Below are 19,426 nucleotides of genomic sequence, written 5' to 3' on the forward strand. Positions count from 1 at the left end.
TTGGTGAGGTGTGTCATGGCTAATGATTTGCTGTTTCAGGGTGGTGTGTTGCCGACCGATCCGACCCGTCCGGTGCCCGGCACGGATGAGCCGACACTGGCCGATCACGATGCGCCGCCGGGCATGAGCCCGGGGCGCGATCCGTTGAGTGATGCCGATCGGCCGGAAGACTGGAAGGACCCGGCGGCTGACGATGATGTGCCGCCAGCGGATGAGCCGACGCCGTTGTCGGATGACAGGCGCTGAGGCTAACCCGGCACGAGATATTTATAGTCTGCGCCGGCCCGTTCGCGAGCAAGCTCGCTCCCACAGGTAGAACGCATCCCCCTGTAGGAGTGAGCCTGCTCGCGATGGGGTCATCAGCCTCAGTAAAAAACCTCGATCAGACCTCAACCGGTCGACCCTCCACCCGCCGCTCCAGATTCAACGCCAGCACACTGATCAGCACCACCGCCGACCCCACCAGCACCATCAGCGTCGGTCGCTCGCCCAATCCCAGCGAAGCAATCCCCATCGCCGTCGGTGGTATCAGGTACAACGTCATCGTCGCCCGGCTCAAGTCCACATGTTTGAGCACAAAGCCCCAGGCCAGATAGGCCAGTGCACTGGGAAATACCCCCAGTGCCAGCACTGCCCACTGCACTTGCAGCGGCGCTTGCAACACCGCCGCACCCAGCCCCGGCAGATAAATCAGCAACAGCAGCGTCCCCGACCACACCGCATAACACGCCAGACTGAAGCCGTCATAACGCCGGGCGTGGTGTTTTTGCAGGGCGAAGTAAATGCTCCATGACAGCGCCGCCAGCAGAATCAGCAAGCCATGCGCGTCGATCTGCCCCAGGCCCCGATCGGCGCTGACCACGATCACCACCCCGACCAGTCCCAGCAACACGCAGCCCCATCGCCAGACACTGACCTGATCCTTGAACACGTAACGCGCCAGCAGCGTACTGAACAGCGGGCTCGACTGCGCCAGTACGCTGGAGGCGCCGGCACTGACGCTTTGCTGGCCGATGTTCAGCGCCACGTGATGCAGGCTGACGGCAAAAAATCCCAGGGCGAACAACAGCGGTACGTCGTGCCGTTGCGGCAGGCGAATACCCTTGAACGCCGCGATCACGGCCATGAACAACGACGCCAGGAGAAACCGCAGCAACGCGAGATGCCCGGGGTCGTAGGCTTGCAGGCCAATGTGAATGCCAGTCGGTGAATAGGCCCAGCAGCCGACCACGAAGGCCATGGCCAGAATGATTTTAAAGGGAGAAGGAGACGGCATGATCGGCGCACCGCAAGGGTTGATGCGCCGAGTATCCGGGCGGCCAACAAGTCTCCACAACTGACTTATACTGCGCTGAATGTTCACTTTGAGTGATGAGTATGGAGCTGGCGCAGATCCGCATGTTCAAGACCGTGGCTGACGAGGGCAGCATTGCCCGCGCCGCTGAAAAATTGTTTTGTGTGCCGTCGAACATCACCGCACGGATCAAGGCGTTGGAAGCGGAACTCGGTGTGGCGCTGTTTCTGCGCGAGGGGCGCGGGCTGCGGATCAGCCCGGCGGGGCAGACGTTTCTTGCGTATGCCGAGCGGATTCTGGCGCTGACCGCCGAAGCCAAGCGCGCGGTGGATCCCGCCGCCGAACCGTCCGGCCCGCTGCGTATCGGCGCGATCGAGTCCTCGGCCACCGGGCGTTTGCCGCGGCTGTTGGCCAAGTTTCACCAACGCTATCCGCAGGTGGCGCTGGAGTTGACCACTGGCACCTGGGGCCAATTACTCGACGACACCGTCAGCCATCGCCTCGACGGCGCCATCGTCGCGGTGGACGTCGAGCGTTCGCAACTGAAACGCACGCCGATGTACCGCGAAGAATTGCTACTGATTGCCTCGACATCATTCGGACCGGTGCGCGACATCCACGATCTGCAGGATAAAACCGTGTTCATGTGGCCGCAGGGTTGTCCGTATCGGGCAGCGTTGGAGCACTGGTTGTTGCGTCAGGGACAGGCGCTGCCGATTGTCAGCCTGGCCAGTTACGGGGCGATTGTCGGTTGCGTGAGTGCTGGCGCCGGAGTGGCCTTGGTGCCTAAAGGCGTGTTCGAGCAATACGCCAAGGGCGCTGGATGCGTGGGGTATGAGTTTCCCGAACTGACGGTGATCGACAACCTGTTTTACTGGCACGAAAACGCCGGGGTACACCCGGCGCGTGAGGCGTTTGTGGCGATGTTGCGTGAAGAATTCCTCTGACTCCGCTACACCCGCATTCCCTGTGTAGGAGCTGCCGCAGGCTGCGATCTTTTGACTTTGTTATTGAAGAACAAGATCAAAAGATCGCAGCCTGCGGCAGCTCCTACAGGGGAGGGGGTCAAGGAGTCAGGTCGCGCATCAGCAGGCCAAAGCGCAAATCCACCGCATCCGGAATCGGCAGGTACACCGTGTGCCCATCCCCCGGCGCAACCTCGATCGCTTCACCCTTGGCACTCTGCAACTGGTGCAGATCGAAGTGGAAATTGCCCTTCGGAGTCATCAATTCCAGATGATCGCCCAAGGCAAAACGGTTCTTCACTTTGACCTCGGCCAACCGGTCGCGGCGCTCGCCGGTCAGTTCGCCGACGAACTGTTGACGCTCGGACACCGAGCTGCCGTTCTGATAATTCTGGTATTCGTCATGCACATGGCGACGCAGGAAACCTTCGGTGTAGCCGCGCTGGGCCAGTGATTCCAGATCGGTCATCAGGCTGCGATCGAACTCGCGTCCGGCCACTGCATCGTCGATCGCCCGGCGATAGACCTGGGTGGTGCGCGCGCAATAGAAGTGCGATTTGGTCCGGCCCTCGATCTTCAACGAATGCACGCCCATGCGTGCAAGGCGCTCGACGTGCTGCACCGCGCGCAGATCCTTGGCGTTCATGATGTAGGTGCCGTGCTCGTCTTCAAAAGCGGGCATTAGTTCATTGGGGCGATTGGCTTCCTGCAGCAGAAACACCTGATCGGTCGGCGCGCCGATGCCCAGGGTCGGCTCCGGCTGGAAGGTCTGCACGATCTCGCCGAGCTGGTTTTCCGTGGCTTGCTGCGTCGAATACTTCCAGCGGCAGGCGTTGGTGCAGGTGCCCTGATTCGCGTCGCGCTTGTTCATGTAGCCCGACAGCAGGCAGCGCCCGGAGTAGGCCATGCACAGCGCACCGTGGACGAACACCTCCAGCTCCATGCCCGGTACCTGTTCACGGATTTCACCGATTTCTTCCAGCGACAGCTCCCGCGACAGAATGATCCGGCTCAGACCTTGTTGCTGCCAGAACTCGACGCTCGCCCAGTTCACCGTGTTGGCCTGCACCGAAAGGTGGATCGGCATCTGCGGAAAATGCCGGCGCACCAGCATGATCAGGCCGGGGTCGGACATGATCAGCGCGTCCGGCGCCATCTCGATCACTGGCGCCAGATCCTTGAGGAAGGTCTTCAGTTTGGCGTTGTGCGGGGCGATGTTGACCACCACGTAGAAGCGCTTGCCCTGTGCCTGCGCCTCGCGAATGCCGAGGGCGAGGTTGGCGTGGTCGAACTCGTTGTTGCGCACCCGCAGGCTGTAACGCGGCTGGCCGGCGTAGACCGCATCGGCACCGTAGGCGAAGGCGTAGCGCATGTTCTTCAGGGTGCCGGCAGGGGCGAGCAATTCCGGGGCGGCGAGGGGGAGGTCTGGCTTCATGGCGGCATCGGTCGCAAAAGCGCGGCAGGGTAGTGCAGTGACAATCGCGGTTTATTGATCTGGATCTACGTTTGAGTGCGTGGACTTTATCTGTGCAGAAAAGGCACAGATCATGTGCCGGTTTCACTGTGTTCGGTGCGGCGGTGAGCTGCTTAAGATTCGCTTGTCAAATCAACCGAGGCAGGACTTTCCCATGCAGAACTTTACTCGCCGCTTTCTCACCGCTTGTGCATTTTCCGGTGTATTGGCCAGCAGCGCAGCGATGGCCGACAACCACCCGACCATTCGGGCAATGTCCGGCGCTACACCGGTCGATCATCTGCCAGCGGGCAAGTCTGCGCTGGTGGTGATCGACTTCCAGAATGAATATTTCAGCGGCAAGATGCCGATCCCGGAAGGTGCCGCTGCCCTGGCGAAAACCCGTGAGCTGATCACCTTTGCCGACAGTCACAAGATCCCTGTGTATCACGTGCAGCACGTTGCCCCGGCCGGCTCGCCAGTGTTTGCCATCGATGGCCAGACCGTCAAATTTCACCCGGACATGCAGCCGCGTCCGCAAGACGTGGTGCTGCAAAAGAGCACCGTCAGCGTGTTCGCCAGCACCGACCTTGACCAGCAATTGAAAAACGCCGGCATCCAGACCCTGATCATTTCCGGCCTGATGACCCACGCCTGTGTGGCGGGTGCCGCGCGGGACGCAGCGCCTTTGGGCTACAACGTGATTGTCGCGTCCGATGCTTCGGCGACCCGCGCCATCACCCGCGCCAACGGCGTGTCAATCGACAAGGATTCGCTGCATAAGGCCGCGCTGGCGGAAGTCGAAGACACCTTCGGCGATGTGTTGAGCACTGCGCAGATCGTCAAACTGCCGGTGCGCTGATTAGCCGGGCTGCATCGTCCAGGCAATCTATGCTCCATGAACAAAGATGGCACTCGCGCGCGCCCCGGCTGACTAAGGTTCGGGGCGTGCGAGACGCCTGACTGACATGGATCGGACATGAACGAAAAAACCCTGCAATTCAAATCCCTCACCGTGCTGTTGCTATTGGTGACGGTCGCCTTCATCTGGATTCTGCTGCCGTTCTACGGCGCGGTGTTCTGGGCGGTGATTCTCGGCATTCTGTTTGCGCCGATGCAGCGCAAGTTACAGCTCAAATTCGGCTGGCGGCGCAACTTGACAGCGCTCTGCACTCTGGGCATCTGCCTGGTGATCGCGATTCTGCCGGTGATCATCCTCAGCATCCTGTTGGTCCAGGAAGGCGCGACGGTGTACAACAACATCGAAAGCGGCCAACTGGACATCGGTGCCTATCTGGCACAGTTCAAACACAGCCTGCCCCCGTATTTTCAGCATTTGCTCGATCGCTTCGGCATGGGCGAACTCAACGGTCTGCGCGAGAAAATCGTCAAGGCGTCGATGCAGGGCAGTCAGGTGCTGGCCAGTCAGGCGTTCAGTTTCGGTCAAGGCACATTCGAGTTCGTGGTCAGCTTCGGCATCATGCTGTACCTGCTGTTTTTCTTTCTGCGCGATGGCGCCGAGCTGGTGCGCAAGGTACGCACCGCGGTGCCGTTGGAAGAGAGCCACAAACGCCGTTTGCAGTTGAAGTTCAATCGGGTGGTACGCGCGACGGTCAAGGGCAACCTGGTGGTGGCGGTCACTCAGGGCGCATTGGGTGGGGCGATTTTCTGGTTTCTCGACATCCCTAGTGCGTTGCTGTGGGCGGTGCTGATGGGCTTTCTGTCGCTGTTGCCGGCGGTGGGTGCGGGAATCGTCTGGGCGCCGGTGGCGGTGTACTTTCTGCTCAGCGGGATGATCTGGCAGGGCGTGGTGCTGGGGCTGTTCGGGGTGTTTGTGATCGGTCTGGTGGACAACGTGCTGCGCCCGATTCTGGTCGGCAAGGACACGCGCATGCCGGATTACATGATCCTCATCTCGACCCTCGGCGGCCTCGCGGTGTTTGGCCTCAACGGTTTCGTGATCGGGCCGCTGATCGCGGCGCTGTTCATGTCCAGTTGGGCGCTGTTCATCGAGACCAAACCGAAAGTCCAGTTGCCTTAAGCGTGGAATGGGCGGCTGACGATTTTCTGCGACAGGGCCTGCGCCGCGGGCAGCGAAGTGAGCGGGCCGCTGATCGGCTCGCCATCGCGCACCAGATACCAGCAGGCGAGCAATCCCGACGCTCTGAGCGATGCGGGAACAGCGCTGCCGATTACCGACATGATTTGAACCTGAGCCATGACAAGTACCTCCATCAATCTGTGGAGCTACCTTATGGATTCGTTGCGCTCAGGGACAATCAACGCTTTCGATAGTGGTCATTGATCACAGTGAGGACTGCATCAGTCGACAACCTGGTCGAGCATGTGCACCACTTCGCGCTCATTGAGCAGGCCCTTGTGCACGAGATTCTCCGCCAGCAGCGAAAGAAACTTGGCGCAGCGGTGGCCTTCCAGGTGTTTCAGTTCAGTCAACGCGCTGTACACCTTGCTTGAAGTGCACAGACCGACGATGCGGTGCGGATTTTGTGTAGGCATGGGTCGTCCTTGTTTTTATCAACCTGTTGTTTACGGACGGATTCAGATTGCGGTTCCGTCATGACAAATAGATGACCGTTCTGTGTTTTGCCCCCAACGGTCAAGTCCATCATGCCGACTTTAGCTGCTGGAACTGTCCTCACAGCGACCTTGGCGAGATTTTTTCAGACTCTGCCCGACCGACGGTCATAAAAAAGCCCCGCTATAAAGCGGGGCTTGTTGGTTGCGATTACCAGCGCGGGCCACCGTAGTAGCCGTGTGGCCGGCCGTAGTAGCCGCGTGGTGGGCCGTAGTAGACCGGGCCAGGCACGTAGACCGGTTGTTGCACATAGACCGGCGCCGGCTGGTAGTAGACCGGTGGCGGCGGTTGTTGCACATAAACCGGTGCCGGTTGAGCGTAAACAGGCTGTTGCACGTAGACCGGCCGGTCCTGGTTGATCAACGCGGAGCCGATGATGGCCGAGCCGACGATCGCACCAAACACTGCCGGACCCTGCCAGCCACCGCCGTGGGCTTCTGCCTGACCTGTGATAGCGAATGCACCAATCAACAAGGCCACGATGGGGAGTTTACGAATCATGATAATTCCTCGGTTCTTCGACCCGGCGTCCGGGCCTGCACCAGGCCCAAAGTTGTCGCGGGGATACTTCTATGACAGCGAAATTCTGAAAATCAGCACAGCCGCTGGGTAAATTTTGTGTAAGGTCTGTACCGGCTTCTTTACCGGCAGGTCAAAGGGGCACGCGGCCCGTTGCAGACAGGCGCTTATGATCGTCCAGAACCCGATGGAATGGCTAACTCCGTCCATCCGAAAGTCCGTTTTCAAGGAGAAGTTTCATGCAGATGAATCCCAACAAAGACACCCAGCTGTGCATGTCCCTGTCGGGGCGCCCGGGGAATTTCGGTCTGCGCTTTCATAACCATTTGTATGAGCAGTTGGGCCTGAACTTCTATTACAAGGCGTTCAGCAGTCAGGACCTGCCGGGGGCCGTCGGCGGCATTCGTGCGCTGGGGATTCGTGGTTGCGGGGTGTCGATGCCGTTCAAGGAAGCGTGCATTGCGCTGGTCGATGAGCTGGATGCGTCGGCAGCGGCGATCCAGTCGATCAACACCATCGTCAACACCCACGGCCACCTCAAGGCCTACAACACCGACTACATCGCCATCGCGCAATTGCTGGAAACCCACGCGGTACCGCAAGACACGACGTTTGCCCTGCGCGGCAGCGGCGGCATGGCCAAAGCGGTGGCCAGTGCCTTGCGCGATGGTGGCTACAAGAATGGCTTGATCGTTGCGCGTAACGAGCGCGCCGGGCGCGCATTGGCCGATTCGCTGGGCTATCGCTGGCAGGCGGAGCTCGGCGACGAGCGGCCGCAGATGCTGATCAACGTCACCCCGGTGGGCATGGACGGCGGGCCGGAGGCCGGGCAACTGGCGTTCGAGCCTGAAGTGATCCAGGCCGCCGACACGGTATTCGATGTGGTAGCGATTCCGTCGGAAACGCCGCTGATCGTGCGGGGGCGGGCCGAGGGCAAGAAGGTGATTACCGGGCTTGAAGTGATTGCGATCCAGGCGCTGGAGCAGTTTGTGCTGTACACCGGGGTGCGGCCAAATGAAGAGCAGTTTGCGGCGGCGGTGGCGTTTGCCCGGAGCTGATGAGTTGTGCTGGCTGGGCGGGCCTCTTCGCGAGCAGGCTCGCTCCCACAGTTGAATTTTTGTCATGCACAGATTGTGTGTTCGCTGTAGATCCTCTGTGGGAGCGAGCCTGCTCGCGAAGGATGCACCACGGTCTCAAGCCAGACATCCATGCCTATACTGCCTCCCCAGCCAGCCCAGACTTGCCACCCACAAAAACCGTGACCGAGGCCCGCCATGCACCCACCCATCCTCAACCTGCACCAGGTCGAACTCGAATCCCTGCCCGAAGCCCTTGCCCCGGAAGGTGAAACCGCTGGCCGCTATCAACAACGCATGGCGCGCATCGGCCAGCAACTCGGCGCGCAAAAACTCGGTTATCGCCTGTACGCACTACCGCCAGGCATGCGCGGCAGTCCGTTTCACAGCCATCGGGTCAATGAAGAGATGTTCTATGTGGTGGCCGGGGAGGGCGAAGTGCGACTGGGGCCCGAACGCTTTCAGATCCGCGCGGGCGACGTGATCGCCTGCCCGCCGGGCGGCCCGGAAACGGCGCATCAGATCATCAACACCAGCGACGCGGAACTGCGTTACCTGGCGGTCAGCACCCAGCAGCAACCGGATATCTGTGAGTACCCGGACTCCAACAAATACGCGGTGATGGACAACTTCAAAGTCGATGACCAGGGTAATGCGTCAGGTTTTGTTGCCGTGGCGCGGCTGGCGGATGGTGTGGATTACTGGGATGGGGAGTAAATAGAGATCTTCGGCTTGGTGTAGACCCTGTGGGAGCGGGCTTGCTCGCGAATGCAGTGTGTCATTCACAGTGATTCGACTGACACGGCCCCTTCGCGAGCAAGCCCGCTCCCACCATAGGATTGGGGGTGATTATTCGAGGCGCGCCAGGCGCTCTTCCAGTGCGGCAATCCGTGCTTCCAGCTCTTCGATTCTCTCCACGGAAACGCCGCTGGTCGCGCGCTCTCCAGGATTCTGTCGCGCCGCCAGAATCGCCTCGATATCTGCCGGATCGCCCAGCGCATGGGTGTAGCGGTCTTCGCGCTGACCGGCCTGACGTGGAATCAACACCGCCAGTCCGCGCGCAATCAGGCGCTCAAGCTGATGCACCACTTGCTCGGCATCTTCGAAGTCATGCATGCGGCCGCTGCGGGTCAGCAGCTCATTCACTGTCTGCGGGCCACGCAGGAACATCAAGCCAGTGAGAATCACTTGGGCCGGCACCAGTTCCAGCGCCTTGTCGAGCTTGTGCTCCCAGCGGTCGGCGCGACTGCCCATGACCAGTTTGGCGTAACCGTGGCTTTCCAGCGCCCGCAGGCTCTGGCCAACCTGGCCTTGAGTCAGGTTCATCACCGGCTCGCGGCTGGTTTTCTGATTGCAGGCCAGCACCAGCGCATTGAGGGTCAGCGGATAGGTTTCCGGGCTGGTGGCCTGTTTTTCGATCAACGCACCCAGAATGCGGATTTCCGTGGCGGTGAGCCGTGGTTCGTCGGTGGTGGTTGCAAGTTCGGTGGTCATCGCGCGTTCCCTCAGCAGTCGAAGGCGCCTAGCCTAATCCTTGGCTAACAAAAGGCAAGCCGTGTGGTCATCAAGCATGGCTATAATCGCCTCCACGTTCCACCCAGCCACTACACGAGACTGCCATGACCATTTCCCTGTACGCCGCATCCGTCCCGGTTTTTCAACAAATGCTCAACGCCCTGAGCGATGTCCTGAAAAAGGCTGAAGCCCACGCCACCGAGAAAAACATCGACCCGAACGCCTTCCTGCAAGCGCGCCTGTACCCGGACATGTTCCCGCTGGTGCGTCAGGTGCAGATCGCCGTCGACTTCGCCAAGGGCGTTTCCTCGCGTCTGGCCGAAGTCGAAATCCCGAAATATGACGACACCGAAACCACCTTCGCCGAGCTGCAGGCGCTGATTGCCAAGGTCCTGGCCTACATCGGCGAGATCAAGCCGGAGCAGATCAATGGCAAGGAAGGCATCGAGATTGTTACTCGTCCGGGCACCCCGAAAGAGAAGCGCTTCAGCGGCCAGGCTTACCTGCTGAGCTACGGTCTGCCGCAGTTCTTCTTCCACGTCACCACCACCTACGCGCTGCTGCGTCACAACGGTGTTGAAGTGGGTAAACGCGATTACATGGGCGCGTACTAAAACACCCAGCTACAAAAAAGCCCGCCAAGGTTTGCGCCTTGGCGGGCTTTTGTTTTTTGTAGGAGTGAGCCTGCTCGCGATAGCGGTGTGTCATACCGAGACGATGTGACTGACACACCGCTATCGCGAGCAGGCTCACTCCTACAGGGGTTATGCGGTGCGCTGGGCTTTCGCCTCTTCACCCAGGCACGCCGCGGCGGTAAACAGCACATCGGTGGACGAATTCAACGCCGTCTCCGCCGAGTCCTGCAACACCCCAATGATGAAACCGACCGCCACCACCTGCATGGCAATCTCGCTCGGGATACCGAACAGGCTGCACGCCAGCGGAATCAGCAGCAGCGAGCCGCCGGCCACGCCCGAGGCGCCACAGGCGCAGATCGCCGCGACAACGCTGAGCAGGATCGCGGTCGGGATGTCCACGGCAATCCCCAGCGTGTGCACGGCGGCCAGGGTCAGCACGGTGATGGTGATCGCCGCGCCAGCCATGTTGATGGTTGCGCCCAGCGGGATCGATACCGAGTAGGTGTCTTCGTGCAGGCCCAGGCGCTTGCTCAGTTCCAGGTTGACCGGAATGTTCGCCGCCGAGCTGCGGGTGAAGAACGCGGTGATCCCGCTTTCGCGCAGGCACTTGAGGGTCAGCGGATACGGGTTGCGACGGAGTTTCCAGAACACGATCAGCGGGTTCATCACCAGCGCGACGAACAGCATGCAGCCCAGCAGCACGCCCAGCAGATGCGCGTAACCGATCAGTGCACCGAAGCCTGAAGTGGCCAGAGTCGAAGCCACCAGACCGAAAATGCCCAGAGGTGCGAAGCGAATCACCACGCGCACGATCAGCGTCACGCCATTGGACAGGTCGCCGAGCACTTCGCGGGTGGTGTCACCGGCGTGGCGAATCGCGACGCCCATGCCGATCGCCCAGGCCAGAATGCCGATGAAGTTGGCATTCATCAGCGCGCTGACCGGGTTGTCAACCACGCTCAACAGCAGGCTCTGCAGGACTTCAGTGATCCCGCCCGGCGCCGTCACCGCGACGTTGTCGGTGGACAGCACCAGATGCGAGGGAAACGCCATGCTGGCAACCACCGCCACCACCGCCGCAGCGAAGGTGCCGAGCAGATACAGAAACAGGATCGGCCGGATGTGGGTTTCCTGACCGTGCTTGTGGTTGGCGATCGACGCCATCACCAGCACGAACACCAGAATCGGCGCCACGGCTTTCAGCGCCGAGACGAACACTTTGCCGATGAACGCCGAGCCTTTCGCCGCTTCCGGGGCGAACAGCGCCAGAGCGATACCGGCAATCAGGCCGATCAGGATCTGCGTGACCAGGCTGAGGTTTTTCAGGCGTTGCAATAGAGAAGGGGATGAAGCGGTCATAACGGCATCTCTGATTTTTTATAGGGTGCAAGGTTGCGTGAAACCGGTGATACATCGGGGGGCAGGTCACCGGCACGAACCGAAAGGGCTGACGCGCCATCAACGCTGTTAAACAGGCCGCTGAATAGGGTGTACGTTTTTCAGGGCGCGGACTTTATCACAGCGTAGGCGTTATCCTTCAGGCCTGTGACGATCTGCCACCGGATTGATCGGCAAGTCGGCAGGTTTGTGCAAGTCAGCCCGGAAACACTCTGTTAAGATTCGCCATCCTCATTTTCATAGTCTGCCAGCGGGCCTTTCGGTCATCGCTGGTGTCGTCGTTTTGCTGGAGTTGCTCATGCTGTTGCCCATTCTTCTGTTGTCCGCCGCCGGATTCACGGTGCTGACCACGGAATTCGTCATCGTCGGCCTGTTGCCGGCCATTGCCCGCGACCTGGCGGTAACCATTCCGCAGGCCGGTTTGCTGGTGACTCTATTCGCTTTCACGGTGGCGATGTTCGGTCCATTTTTGACCGCGTATTTCGCCCGGTTCGAGCGGCGCAAGTTGTTCATCACGATTTTGATCATGTTCGGCCTGGCCAACACCGTTGCGGCGCTGGCGCCGAACATCTGGGTCATGGCCATCGCCCGGTTGATCCCGGCGCTCGGCCTGCCGGTGTTCTGGGCCTTGGCCAGTGAGACCGCAGTGGACATCGTCGGCCCGGATCACGCCGGCCGCGCGATTGCCAAGATCGGCTTCGGCATTGTTTGCGCGACGGTGTTCGGCATTCCGGTGGGCACCTTGATTTCCGATGCGTTCGGCTGGCGCAGTGCGTTTGCGATTCTGGCGGTCATCGCTTTCGCTAAGGCCTTGTTGCTGTTTGTGTACCTGCCGAAAACCAGCCTGCACCAGCATCAGGTCAGCTTCGCCTCGCAGTTCAAGATCCTGCGCAACCCGCTGATGATCGGCCATGTGCTGTTGTCGATTCTGGTATTCAGCGGCATGTTCACCGCTTATACCTATCTGGCCGACATTCTTGAGCGTCTGGCCGGGTTCAACGGTACGGTGGTTGGCTGGTGCCTGATGGGCTTCGGTGCGGTCGGGCTGATCGGCAACTCACTGGGCGGTCGCGCGGTGGATCGTCATCCACTGGGCGCCTCGGTGTTGTTCTGCGCGTTCATGATTGCCGGCATGGTCTCGCTGGTGCCGAACATTCACTCGACGGTGGGGCTGGCGGTGGCCATGGGCATCTGGGGTATCACCCAGGCTGCGTTGTTCCTGGTCAGCCATGTACGCCTGATGAAGGCCGCACCGGAAGCGCCAGCCTTTGCCGCCTCGCTGAATATCGCCGGGGCCAACCTCGGGATCGGCCTCGGAGCGATGATCGGCGGTCGAGTGATCGACAGTGCCGGCCTCGGCTTTCTGGGGTTCGCCGCTGCCGGGTTCATCCTGCTGTCGGTGTTCCTCGCCATGGTGCTGATGACGCTCAAGCCGCGCGAAGCGTGCGCCCAGACGTCATAACGCGGTAAACAGCTCGCGTCGGGCACCTTCGGTAATCGCAACGATGCCGGGGTGCTTGACCTTGCGCTCCACCGAAATGGCATAGAACGACTCGGTCACCGCGTCGGTCTGGCCAATCTCCTCGACGCCGTACTGGCGTTTGACTTCATCGGCAATCACGCTCGGGCCGATGAAAATCCCGCTGCCCGATTGGCCGAAGGCCTGCATCAGGGCGCTGTCATCGAACTCCCCGACGATTCGCGGCTGTATCTGTTGCTCGGCGAACCAGCGTTGCAAACGGCTGCGCACCACGGTTTCCGCCCCGGGAATCAGCAGCGGTGCGCCGTTGAGGCTGCGCGGGAAATCCTGCCCGTATTGTGCCGCCAGCTGCGCGGTGGCGAAGAAACTGATTCCGCATTCGCCGAGCTTCTGGCTGTAGCCCTTGATGTCGAGGTGCGACGGCATCGGGCTGTCGGAAATCACCAGGTCCAGGCGCTGGATGGCCAGATCCGCCAGCAGGCGTTCGAGTTTGTCTTCGCGGCAGGTGATGCGTAGCGGCTCGTGCAACTCCATGGTCGGCGCAATCAGGCGGTAGACGATGGACTTGGGCACCACGTCCGCCACGCCGACGCGGAACAGGATCTGCTGCTCGTTGGGCTGGGCGCGCAGCATCAGCTCCAGTTCGCCGCCTAACTGAAACATCTGCTCGGCGTAGGGCAGGGCTTGGCGTCCGGCTTCGGTCAGCTCCAACTGACGGCCGACCCGTTGAAACAGTTCGATGCCGTAAGTTTGTTCGAGCAGCGAAATCTGCCCGCTGATGGTTTGTGGCGTGAGGTTCAGCTGTTCGCAGGCACGCACGATGCTGCCGGTCTTGGCGACCACCCAGAAGTAATGCAGTTGTCGGTAGTTGAGCATCGAGCCACGACCTCTGTTTTGAAGGTATTGGATTCGTAAAAACCGAAGTATAGCCGCTAAAAATACGAATTTTCCTGAAGTGTTTGTCTCCCTAGAATGCCCAGCCATCGACGGGCGGTCTGTGACCCTGTCTGTTCATTCGAAGGAAGTCCCATGAAATACACAATTCCAGCGTTGATGTTTACGTCTTTACTGCTTATGGCCGGTTGCGATCAGGCCGAGAAAAGCGCCCAGCAGTTGATGGGCAAGGCCGCCGAAAGCGCCAAACAGGCGATCGACGACACGCACAAGGCTGCTGAACAAGCGCTTAGCGACGCCACCGGCGGCCTGATCGAGAAAAAAGAAACACCGGAAAAAGACGCGGAAAAATCCGAATCTTCCTCCAAGACCATCTAAACCGTCTTACACAGAGTCAGGACTGACCAATGGAATATCTGTTAGAACTCGCCGCCAGCCCCGCCGCCTGGGTTGCTTTGGCCACACTGGTGGTGATGGAAATCGTGCTCGGCATCGATAACCTGATCTTTATTTCGATCCTGACCAACAAACTGCCCGTGCAGCATCGGCAGAAGGCGCGGCGCATCGGTATCGGCATGGCGCTGATTCTGCGTCTGGCTCTGTTGAGCACCATCGCCTTCATTGTGCAGTTGACTGCCCCTGTGATCGAAATCATGGGCCAGGCGTTCTCCTGGAAGGACATGATCCTGATTGCCGGTGGTCTGTTCCTGGTGTGGAAAGCCACGACCGAGATCCATCACAGCATGGACCCGGCGCCGGAAGACCCGAAAAGCGCGACATCGACCGTGACCCTGGGCTTCGCTGCTGCGATCGGTCAGATCCTGATGCTGGACATGGTGTTCTCGATCGACAGCATCATTACCGCGGTGGGCATGACTGAGCACTTGCCGATCATGGTGATCGCAGTGGTGGTCTCGGTAATGGTGATGCTGTTTGCGGCTGAACCGCTGGCCAAGTTCATCAATGACAACCCGACAGTGGTGATGCTGGCGCTGGGCTTCCTGATCATGATCGGTATGACACTGATCGCCGAAGGCTTCGGCGCCCACGTACCGAAAGGTTATGTCTACGCCGCCATGGCGTTCTCGGCAGCGATTGAGGTGCTGAACATGATGTCGCGCCGGGCGAAGCAGAAGAAACTGGCGCAGCAGGCGTAAGCGCTGACCAGCCAAAAGCCCCCTGAGCGCCAAGCGTTCAGGGGGCTTTTTTATGGGCGGAACGTTTGCAGTATCAATGTGCGGTCGCGTGCCGTGCGTTGTGCTTTTGCGGTTTTTCGACCGCCACAGGGGGCTGCGGGTGATGGTGGCGCCGCGAAATCCGCAGCACGCCCCACAACATGGCAGTGGCCACGGCCAGCCAGCCGGCGATCAGCATTACGATAGTCATGGTCAGGCTCATCAGTGCCTCCTCTTTGCCCTGCGTCGGGCACTCACTTTTTCAATTCGCTCTGTTTCAGTGACAGTCTAGACAATGGGGTGTTTCAGACTATTGACCAATCAGTTCGCTCTATGCAAACGATCGGTCTGAGGTTTAAGGCTATACCGCAGGCCTGCGCCGCCCTATGATCGCAGGCGTTGCCGGAACACGATGACCGGCGTCTGACGAGAGTGATGATGGTGCAGGTATTTTCTCGATTGCGAGGGGCGTTGCTGGTGGCCGGTTGCGCGGCGGTGTTGGCAGGGTGTGCGGGCAGTGTCGCGCCGCAGGTCAAGCGTCTACCGGAACGGGTCGAACTCAGCGGCACGTTCTATCGCGGCGAAGCCAATCAAAGTGGTCCGCAAGTGCTGGCCAGCCTGTTGTCGCAGCAAGGCATCATGATCACCCCGGGCCTGCTGGAAAAACCGTTGCATCTGCCGGGGGCACAGGATCAGTTGCAGCAAAATCTGCAGAACCTGGCCCGTGATTACGGCATGGTGGTCTACCCGCTGGACAAGAACCTGCCTGCCTTGTTGACTCAGGTGGCGGCCGGTTATCCGGTGATGGTGCGCTTCAGTGAAGGCTCGGCGTTCTGGGCTGAACCGCGTTACGCGATCCTTTCCGGTTATGACCGGCTGAAACAGAAGGTGCTGTTGCGCGCCGGGATGAATCGCCGCGAACTGATGAGTTTCAGTTCCTTTGAATCCGCCTTCGAAAAATCCGGCGGCTGGGCAGTACTGATCCAGAAACCGTCGCAGATTCCTGCCGAAGTCGACCGCCAGCGCTGGCTCAAGGCTGCGGACGAGCTGGCGCAGGCCGGCCAGGAACGTGAAGCGGCGCAAGCCAGAAAGGCCTTGGCCGCACATTAAGGCTCCGTTCGTCATCTGCCGGGCACCCTCACGCCCGGCAGGCCTCTCACTGATAGAGCCCGAATGTGCGGGTGAATCAGGAGGCGAGCATGGCAGATTCCCCATCCCCGAAAGGCCCACACTCAAGCGAGCATTCGTCCGGTCATGATCTGGGTTTCGATCCGGATTCACCGGATCTCGACGATCCGCAAGTTGATCCGGTCGGCCCCGCCAAGGCGCCGCGAGACGTGCAACCGGACGACGACAGTAAACGTCCGGCCAAGCCTTACGATCCTTTGGCTGACCTGAAACCCTGAAGTGAGGTGCGTATGAGTACCGATTCCAGCTTCGACGATAAAAAACCGGACAGCGTGCCGACCACGCCTGAGGACGACGTGGACCCTGTGCTGGATCCGGACAGTCCGCTGAGGGATCCGTTGGCACGGCCTAATGTGCTGACGCCGGAGCATCATCGTGATCCGAGTGCCGGTGATGGCATTCCCGATGACGAACAGATGCCGCTGCCCAATGACTGAGACGCAGGCAATAAAAAGCCCCGAGATGCCGGGGCTTTTTATTGTTTCGCGAACTACTTGGAGGCTTCGACCACGCCGCTCTGGCGCGACTTGAGGTTTTTCTCGGCCTTGTATTGCTGCGCAACTGCCGGAACGCTGGCGCTCCGGCCGGTTTCCATCCAACTGCGGATGCGGCTGGCATCGGCAAAATGCGTGTACTTGCCGAACGCATCGAGAATCACCAGGGCAACCGGGCGGTTGCTCATCCGTGTCACCAGCACCAGACAATGACCTGCCGGGTTGGTGAAGCCGGTTTTGGTGATCTTGATGTCCCAGTCAGCCTTGTTCACCAGGTGATCGGTGTTGCGGAAACCCAAGGTGTAGTTGGGTTTACGGAACGACACCGTTTTTTCCTTGGTGGTCGTCAGTTCAGTGAGGATCGGGTGCTTGCTCGCGGCCACCAACAGTTTGCTCAGATCGCGGGCGGTGGAGACGTTACGTTCCGACAAGCCGGTAGGTTCGACATAGTGGGTGTTGGTCATGCCCAGTGCCTTGGCCTTGGCATTCATCGCCGCGATGAATGCTGCATAACCGCCCGGGTAGTGATGCGCAAGGCTGGCGGCTGCACGGTTTTCCGAGGACATCAGGGCAATCAGCAACATTTCCCGACGCGGCAGTTCGCTCTTCAGTTTGACTCGGGAGAACACACCTTTCATTTCCGGCGTGTGGCTGATGTCGACGTCGATCCATTCGTCCATGTTCTGGTGCGCTTCAACCACCACCAGTCCGGTCATCAGCTTGCTCACCGAGGCGATCGGTACGATCACATCCGGGTTGCTCGAATAGATGACTTTATTGGTCTGCAAATCCATAAGCAGGGCGCTGCCGGAGGCGATCTTCAGTTGTGAAGCGTCGCGTGGCGCGGCGGTAGTTTCTGCGGCGTTGACCGTTGGCGTGACGAATGTGCCTGAAACAGCAAATAACAGGCTCAGGATCGAAAGACGAATTTTCACGCGGGCGAACTCATAAAGGTTGGATATTCCGTTAGTTTGTAACGGGTTATTTCTTCAAAGCGTCGCATTCTAGGAGTATGGCTGAAGATCTGTCGATGGTTGTTTGAATGACCTGAAAATCTCGTGAAAAGGCCTGTAAAAATAGGGGTTTCCGGCGAACGGTTAGTGTTTTTTCTCAGATACGAAAAACCCCGCACAAGGCGGGGTTCTTTTACTGCGCAAAAAACGTCTCAGGCGTGCAGGGTTTCTGCCGCGTAGAGGGTGTTTTCCAGCAGGCAGGCACGGGTCATCGGGCCAACGCCGCCGGGAACCGGAGTGATCCAGCCGGCGCGGGGCAGGGCGGTTTCATACACCACGTCACCGACCAGCTTGCCGTCGTCCTGACGGTTGATGCCGACGTCGATCACGATCGCGCCTTCCTTGATCCACTCACCCTTGACCAGTCCCGGCTTGCCGGCGGCGACCACCACCAGATCAGCGCGACCGACGTGGCCGGCCAGGTCCTTGGTGAAGCGGTGGGTGACGGTCACGGTGCAACCGGCCAGCAGTAGTTCCATCGCCATCGGGCGGCCGACGATGTTGGACGCGCCAACCACCACCGCATCCAGACCATAAAGGTCAACGCCGGTGCTTTCCAGCAAGGTCATGATGCCTTTTGGGGTGCACGGACGCAGCAACGGAATGCGCTGGGCCAGGCGACCGACGTTATAAGGATGGAAGCCATCGACGTCTTTGTCCGGGCGAATGCGCTCCAGCAGTTTGGAGGCGTCCAGGTGCTCGGGCAGCGGCAGTTGCAGCAGCACGCCGTCGATGGCCGGGTCGTCGTTGAGGCGATCGATCAGATCGGTCAGCGCTTCTTGAGTGGTTTCGGAAGGCAGGTCGTAGGCTTGAGAGAGGAAGCCGACCTCTTCACAGTCTTTACGCTTGTGCGAGACATAAACCTGAGAGGCAGGATCGCTGCCGACCAGGATCACCGCGAGGCCGGGAGTGCGCAGGCCTTGCTGGCGACGCTCGGCAACTCGTTGGGCGATCTGCTGGCGCAGGCTGGCGGCGATCGATTTGCCGTCGATTAGTTGTGCAGTCATTGCGCGTGATTAACCATCGAGAGGGGAAAAAAAGAGAACGCATTCTCGCATGTCAGACGGTGAGGGCAAAGGCGCTTGGTCAGCAAATTCCCCTAACTCCTTTAATTAAATGAATTTTTTTCAAAAAGGATTTGACGACCTTGGGAGCGCTCTATACTATTCGTCGCACTTGTCGGGCACAGCCTAGCACTGGTTAAGAAGGTTGAGCGGAATTAGCGTTCTGCGAAGCTGGAAAGCATTTAGTTTGTAGTCCTCCAAGAGTACAGATTAATAAGGCGCCCGTAGCTCAGCTGGATAGAGCATCCGCCTTCTAAGCGGATGGTCGCAGGTTCGAGTCCTGCCGGGTGCGCCATTAGGCAGCTTTGGCACAAGTAGCGCGATATGGTGGGCGTAGCTCAGTTGGTAGAGCACGGGATTGTGACTCCCGTTGTCGTGGGTTCGATCCCCATCGTCCACCCCATATTTCGAAAGGCGCCAGATGTAACAATCTGGCGCCTTTGCTTTAAAAAGCTTCATCTGCGGATGTGGTGGAATTGGTAGACACACTGGATTTAGGTTCCAGCGCCGCGAGGCGTAAGAGTTCGAGTCTCTTCATCCGCACCAATTAAAGCTTCATTCATGCCGCAGGCCTGATGAAGTTCAGCAAAGAAGTTGAATGGCTTTTTTGTGACGCAATATGGTGGGCGTAGCTCAGTTGGTAGAGCACGGGATTGTGACTCCC

Annotated in this window: 24 protein-coding genes and 3 tRNA genes; 16 read left to right on the plus strand and 11 right to left on the minus strand. The window is 59.7% G+C overall.

Translation table 11 applies throughout. The features are described 5' to 3' along the window. The first annotated feature begins 15 nt into the window (after window positions 1–15). Window positions 16–246 (plus strand): hypothetical protein, encoded by a 231-nt coding sequence (locus H043_RS0123245; RefSeq protein WP_007965409.1) that lies wholly within the window; start codon window positions 16–18, stop codon window positions 244–246. A gap of 136 nt (window positions 247–382) precedes the next feature. Here the strand turns inward: H043_RS0123245 and H043_RS0123250 are convergent, their stop codons facing one another. Beyond that, complete coding sequence (locus H043_RS0123250; protein WP_027613890.1) at window positions 383–1,276, minus strand: DMT family transporter; 894 nt, start codon at window positions 1,274–1,276, stop codon at window positions 383–385. 101 nt (window positions 1,277–1,377) lie between these two features. Between H043_RS0123250 and H043_RS0123255 the strand changes: the two genes are divergently transcribed. Continuing rightward, window positions 1,378–2,241: a LysR family transcriptional regulator gene (locus H043_RS0123255; RefSeq protein ID WP_027613891.1), complete on the plus strand. Its 864-nt coding sequence runs from the start codon at window positions 1,378–1,380 to the stop codon at window positions 2,239–2,241. A gap of 118 nt (window positions 2,242–2,359) precedes the next feature. Here H043_RS0123255 and yegQ read toward each other — a convergent pair whose 3' ends face one another. Further along, window positions 2,360–3,694: a tRNA 5-hydroxyuridine modification protein YegQ gene (yegQ, locus tag H043_RS0123260; protein WP_027613892.1), complete on the minus strand. Its 1,335-nt coding sequence runs from the start codon at window positions 3,692–3,694 to the stop codon at window positions 2,360–2,362. Window positions 3,695–3,887: 193 nt separating this feature from the next. Here yegQ and H043_RS0123265 point away from each other — a divergent pair, with 193 nt between their 5' ends. Together H043_RS0123265 and H043_RS0123270 are read left to right on the plus strand one after the other, a co-directional pair. Continuing rightward, the gene (locus tag H043_RS0123265; RefSeq protein ID WP_027613893.1) at window positions 3,888–4,574 is read left to right on the plus strand and encodes a cysteine hydrolase family protein; all 687 of its coding nucleotides are present in this window, start codon (window positions 3,888–3,890) and stop codon (window positions 4,572–4,574) included. 117 nt (window positions 4,575–4,691) lie between these two features. Further along, entirely contained in the window at window positions 4,692–5,753 is a 1,062-nt protein-coding gene (locus tag H043_RS0123270; RefSeq protein ID WP_027613894.1) for an AI-2E family transporter, read from the plus strand. On the opposite strand, the gene H043_RS0123275 is transcribed toward H043_RS0123270, so the two are convergent. The 3 genes from H043_RS0123275 to H043_RS0123285 all read right to left on the minus strand — a co-directional run bounded on the left by H043_RS0123275 (window position 5,750) and on the right by H043_RS0123285 (window position 6,809). After that, complete coding sequence (locus H043_RS0123275; RefSeq protein WP_027613895.1) at window positions 5,750–5,932, minus strand: hypothetical protein; 183 nt, start codon at window positions 5,930–5,932, stop codon at window positions 5,750–5,752. The two genes, H043_RS0123270 and H043_RS0123275, sit on opposite strands and share 4 nt — an antisense overlap. Before the next feature lie 102 nt (window positions 5,933–6,034). Beyond that, a complete protein-coding gene (locus H043_RS0123280) occupies window positions 6,035–6,229 on the minus strand; it encodes a hypothetical protein (protein ID WP_025108897.1) in 195 nt (64 codons plus the stop codon). Between the two features lie 229 nt (window positions 6,230–6,458). Then, the gene (locus H043_RS0123285) at window positions 6,459–6,809 is read right to left on the minus strand and encodes a hypothetical protein (RefSeq protein WP_007965394.1); all 351 of its coding nucleotides are present in this window, start codon (window positions 6,807–6,809) and stop codon (window positions 6,459–6,461) included. A gap of 257 nt (window positions 6,810–7,066) precedes the next feature. Between H043_RS0123285 and H043_RS0123290 the strand changes: the two genes are divergently transcribed. Together H043_RS0123290 and H043_RS0123295 are read left to right on the plus strand one after the other, a co-directional pair. Next, on the plus strand, window positions 7,067–7,885 hold the full coding sequence (locus tag H043_RS0123290; RefSeq protein ID WP_027613896.1) for a shikimate 5-dehydrogenase: 819 nt from the start codon (window positions 7,067–7,069) through the stop codon (window positions 7,883–7,885). A gap of 216 nt (window positions 7,886–8,101) precedes the next feature. Then, the gene (locus H043_RS0123295) at window positions 8,102–8,620 is read left to right on the plus strand and encodes a cupin domain-containing protein (RefSeq protein ID WP_027613897.1); all 519 of its coding nucleotides are present in this window, start codon (window positions 8,102–8,104) and stop codon (window positions 8,618–8,620) included. Window positions 8,621–8,752: 132 nt separating this feature from the next. On the opposite strand, the gene H043_RS0123300 is transcribed toward H043_RS0123295, so the two are convergent. Next, window positions 8,753–9,397, minus strand: coding sequence for a YceH family protein (locus H043_RS0123300; protein ID WP_027613898.1), 645 nt, complete (start codon window positions 9,395–9,397; stop codon window positions 8,753–8,755). Between the two features lie 125 nt (window positions 9,398–9,522). Between H043_RS0123300 and H043_RS0123305 the strand changes: the two genes are divergently transcribed. Continuing rightward, on the plus strand, window positions 9,523–10,032 hold the full coding sequence (locus H043_RS0123305) for a DUF1993 family protein (protein WP_007965386.1): 510 nt from the start codon (window positions 9,523–9,525) through the stop codon (window positions 10,030–10,032). A gap of 150 nt (window positions 10,033–10,182) precedes the next feature. On the opposite strand, the gene sstT is transcribed toward H043_RS0123305, so the two are convergent. Beyond that, the gene (gene sstT, locus H043_RS0123310) at window positions 10,183–11,415 is read right to left on the minus strand and encodes a serine/threonine transporter SstT (RefSeq protein ID WP_027613899.1); all 1,233 of its coding nucleotides are present in this window, start codon (window positions 11,413–11,415) and stop codon (window positions 10,183–10,185) included. Window positions 11,416–11,752: 337 nt separating this feature from the next. Here sstT and H043_RS0123315 point away from each other — a divergent pair, with 337 nt between their 5' ends. Beyond that, the gene (locus H043_RS0123315; RefSeq protein WP_027613900.1) at window positions 11,753–12,916 is read left to right on the plus strand and encodes an MFS transporter; all 1,164 of its coding nucleotides are present in this window, start codon (window positions 11,753–11,755) and stop codon (window positions 12,914–12,916) included. Here the strand turns inward: H043_RS0123315 and nhaR are convergent. After that, window positions 12,911–13,810 (minus strand): transcriptional activator NhaR, encoded by a 900-nt coding sequence (gene nhaR, locus H043_RS0123320; RefSeq protein WP_027613901.1) that lies wholly within the window; start codon window positions 13,808–13,810, stop codon window positions 12,911–12,913. The genes H043_RS0123315 and nhaR overlap by 6 nt on opposite strands. Before the next feature lie 153 nt (window positions 13,811–13,963). On the opposite strand from nhaR, the gene H043_RS0123325 reads away from it, so the two are divergent. Continuing rightward, window positions 13,964–14,206, plus strand: a complete 243-nt coding sequence (locus H043_RS0123325) for a hypothetical protein (protein WP_007965379.1) — start codon at window positions 13,964–13,966, stop codon at window positions 14,204–14,206. 29 nt (window positions 14,207–14,235) lie between these two features. Then, window positions 14,236–14,985 carry a TerC family protein gene (locus tag H043_RS0123330; RefSeq protein ID WP_027613902.1) on the plus strand — a complete coding sequence of 250 codons (750 nt, stop codon included), beginning with the start codon at window positions 14,236–14,238 and terminating at the stop codon, window positions 14,983–14,985. Window positions 14,986–15,058: 73 nt separating this feature from the next. Here the strand turns inward: H043_RS0123330 and H043_RS30510 are convergent, their stop codons facing one another. Further along, window positions 15,059–15,226: a hypothetical protein gene (locus H043_RS30510; protein WP_167734114.1), complete on the minus strand. Its 168-nt coding sequence runs from the start codon at window positions 15,224–15,226 to the stop codon at window positions 15,059–15,061. Window positions 15,227–15,441: 215 nt separating this feature from the next. On the opposite strand from H043_RS30510, the gene H043_RS0123340 reads away from it, so the two are divergent. From H043_RS0123340 to H043_RS0123350, 3 genes are all read left to right on the plus strand, one after another. Continuing rightward, window positions 15,442–16,113, plus strand: a complete 672-nt coding sequence (locus tag H043_RS0123340; protein ID WP_027613903.1) for a hypothetical protein — start codon at window positions 15,442–15,444, stop codon at window positions 16,111–16,113. 89 nt (window positions 16,114–16,202) lie between these two features. After that, on the plus strand, window positions 16,203–16,409 hold the full coding sequence (locus tag H043_RS0123345; RefSeq protein WP_027613904.1) for a DUF6021 family protein: 207 nt from the start codon (window positions 16,203–16,205) through the stop codon (window positions 16,407–16,409). A 12-nt stretch (window positions 16,410–16,421) separates the two neighbouring features. Then, entirely contained in the window at window positions 16,422–16,628 is a 207-nt protein-coding gene (locus H043_RS0123350) for a hypothetical protein (RefSeq protein WP_027613905.1), read from the plus strand. 53 nt (window positions 16,629–16,681) lie between these two features. Here H043_RS0123350 and pbpG read toward each other — a convergent pair whose 3' ends face one another. Beyond that, on the minus strand, window positions 16,682–17,620 hold the full coding sequence (pbpG, locus tag H043_RS0123355) for a D-alanyl-D-alanine endopeptidase (protein ID WP_027613906.1): 939 nt from the start codon (window positions 17,618–17,620) through the stop codon (window positions 16,682–16,684). 230 nt (window positions 17,621–17,850) lie between these two features. Continuing rightward, on the minus strand, window positions 17,851–18,705 hold the full coding sequence (folD, locus tag H043_RS0123360) for a bifunctional methylenetetrahydrofolate dehydrogenase/methenyltetrahydrofolate cyclohydrolase FolD (RefSeq protein ID WP_003223627.1): 855 nt from the start codon (window positions 18,703–18,705) through the stop codon (window positions 17,851–17,853). Window positions 18,706–18,980: 275 nt separating this feature from the next. Here folD and H043_RS0123365 point away from each other — a divergent pair. The 3 genes from H043_RS0123365 to H043_RS0123375 all read left to right on the plus strand — a co-directional run bounded on the left by H043_RS0123365 (window position 18,981) and on the right by H043_RS0123375 (window position 19,308). Continuing rightward, window positions 18,981–19,057, plus strand: a tRNA-Arg gene (locus tag H043_RS0123365). Window positions 19,058–19,089: 32 nt separating this feature from the next. Next, window positions 19,090–19,165: transfer RNA gene (locus tag H043_RS0123370), tRNA-His, on the plus strand. A 58-nt stretch (window positions 19,166–19,223) separates the two neighbouring features. Continuing rightward, window positions 19,224–19,308 (plus strand) — tRNA-Leu (locus H043_RS0123375). The last annotated feature ends 118 nt before the right edge of the window (window positions 19,309–19,426 follow it).

Origin of the sequence: Pseudomonas sp. URIL14HWK12:I6 (assembly GCF_000514195.1) — a bacterium.
GTDB lineage: Bacteria > Pseudomonadota > Gammaproteobacteria > Pseudomonadales > Pseudomonadaceae > Aquipseudomonas > Aquipseudomonas putida_A.

Excerpts from the sequence above, each read along its gene's own strand:
- H043_RS0123245 (WP_007965409.1), top strand. The coding sequence starts at position 16 with ATGGCTAATGATTTGCTGTTTCAGGGTGGTGTGTTGCCGACCGATCCG.
- H043_RS0123250 (WP_027613890.1), bottom strand. The coding sequence starts at position 1,276 with ATGCCGTCTCCTTCTCCCTTTAAAATCATTCTGGCCATGGCCTTCGTG.
- H043_RS0123255 (WP_027613891.1), top strand. The coding sequence starts at position 1,378 with ATGGAGCTGGCGCAGATCCGCATGTTCAAGACCGTGGCTGACGAGGGC.
- yegQ (WP_027613892.1), bottom strand. The coding sequence starts at position 3,694 with ATGAAGCCAGACCTCCCCCTCGCCGCCCCGGAATTGCTCGCCCCTGCC.
- H043_RS0123265 (WP_027613893.1), top strand. The coding sequence starts at position 3,888 with ATGCAGAACTTTACTCGCCGCTTTCTCACCGCTTGTGCATTTTCCGGT.
- H043_RS0123270 (WP_027613894.1), top strand. The coding sequence starts at position 4,692 with ATGAACGAAAAAACCCTGCAATTCAAATCCCTCACCGTGCTGTTGCTA.
- H043_RS0123275 (WP_027613895.1), bottom strand. The coding sequence starts at position 5,932 with ATGGCTCAGGTTCAAATCATGTCGGTAATCGGCAGCGCTGTTCCCGCA.
- H043_RS0123280 (WP_025108897.1), bottom strand. The coding sequence starts at position 6,229 with ATGCCTACACAAAATCCGCACCGCATCGTCGGTCTGTGCACTTCAAGC.
- H043_RS0123285 (WP_007965394.1), bottom strand. The coding sequence starts at position 6,809 with ATGATTCGTAAACTCCCCATCGTGGCCTTGTTGATTGGTGCATTCGCT.
- H043_RS0123290 (WP_027613896.1), top strand. The coding sequence starts at position 7,067 with ATGCAGATGAATCCCAACAAAGACACCCAGCTGTGCATGTCCCTGTCG.
- H043_RS0123295 (WP_027613897.1), top strand. The coding sequence starts at position 8,102 with ATGCACCCACCCATCCTCAACCTGCACCAGGTCGAACTCGAATCCCTG.
- H043_RS0123300 (WP_027613898.1), bottom strand. The coding sequence starts at position 9,397 with ATGACCACCGAACTTGCAACCACCACCGACGAACCACGGCTCACCGCC.
- H043_RS0123305 (WP_007965386.1), top strand. The coding sequence starts at position 9,523 with ATGACCATTTCCCTGTACGCCGCATCCGTCCCGGTTTTTCAACAAATG.
- sstT (WP_027613899.1), bottom strand. The coding sequence starts at position 11,415 with ATGACCGCTTCATCCCCTTCTCTATTGCAACGCCTGAAAAACCTCAGC.
- H043_RS0123315 (WP_027613900.1), top strand. The coding sequence starts at position 11,753 with ATGCTGTTGCCCATTCTTCTGTTGTCCGCCGCCGGATTCACGGTGCTG.
- nhaR (WP_027613901.1), bottom strand. The coding sequence starts at position 13,810 with ATGCTCAACTACCGACAACTGCATTACTTCTGGGTGGTCGCCAAGACC.
- H043_RS0123325 (WP_007965379.1), top strand. The coding sequence starts at position 13,964 with ATGAAATACACAATTCCAGCGTTGATGTTTACGTCTTTACTGCTTATG.
- H043_RS0123330 (WP_027613902.1), top strand. The coding sequence starts at position 14,236 with ATGGAATATCTGTTAGAACTCGCCGCCAGCCCCGCCGCCTGGGTTGCT.
- H043_RS30510 (WP_167734114.1), bottom strand. The coding sequence starts at position 15,226 with ATGAGCCTGACCATGACTATCGTAATGCTGATCGCCGGCTGGCTGGCC.
- H043_RS0123340 (WP_027613903.1), top strand. The coding sequence starts at position 15,442 with ATGGTGCAGGTATTTTCTCGATTGCGAGGGGCGTTGCTGGTGGCCGGT.
- H043_RS0123345 (WP_027613904.1), top strand. The coding sequence starts at position 16,203 with ATGGCAGATTCCCCATCCCCGAAAGGCCCACACTCAAGCGAGCATTCG.
- H043_RS0123350 (WP_027613905.1), top strand. The coding sequence starts at position 16,422 with ATGAGTACCGATTCCAGCTTCGACGATAAAAAACCGGACAGCGTGCCG.
- folD (WP_003223627.1), bottom strand. The coding sequence starts at position 18,705 with ATGACTGCACAACTAATCGACGGCAAATCGATCGCCGCCAGCCTGCGC.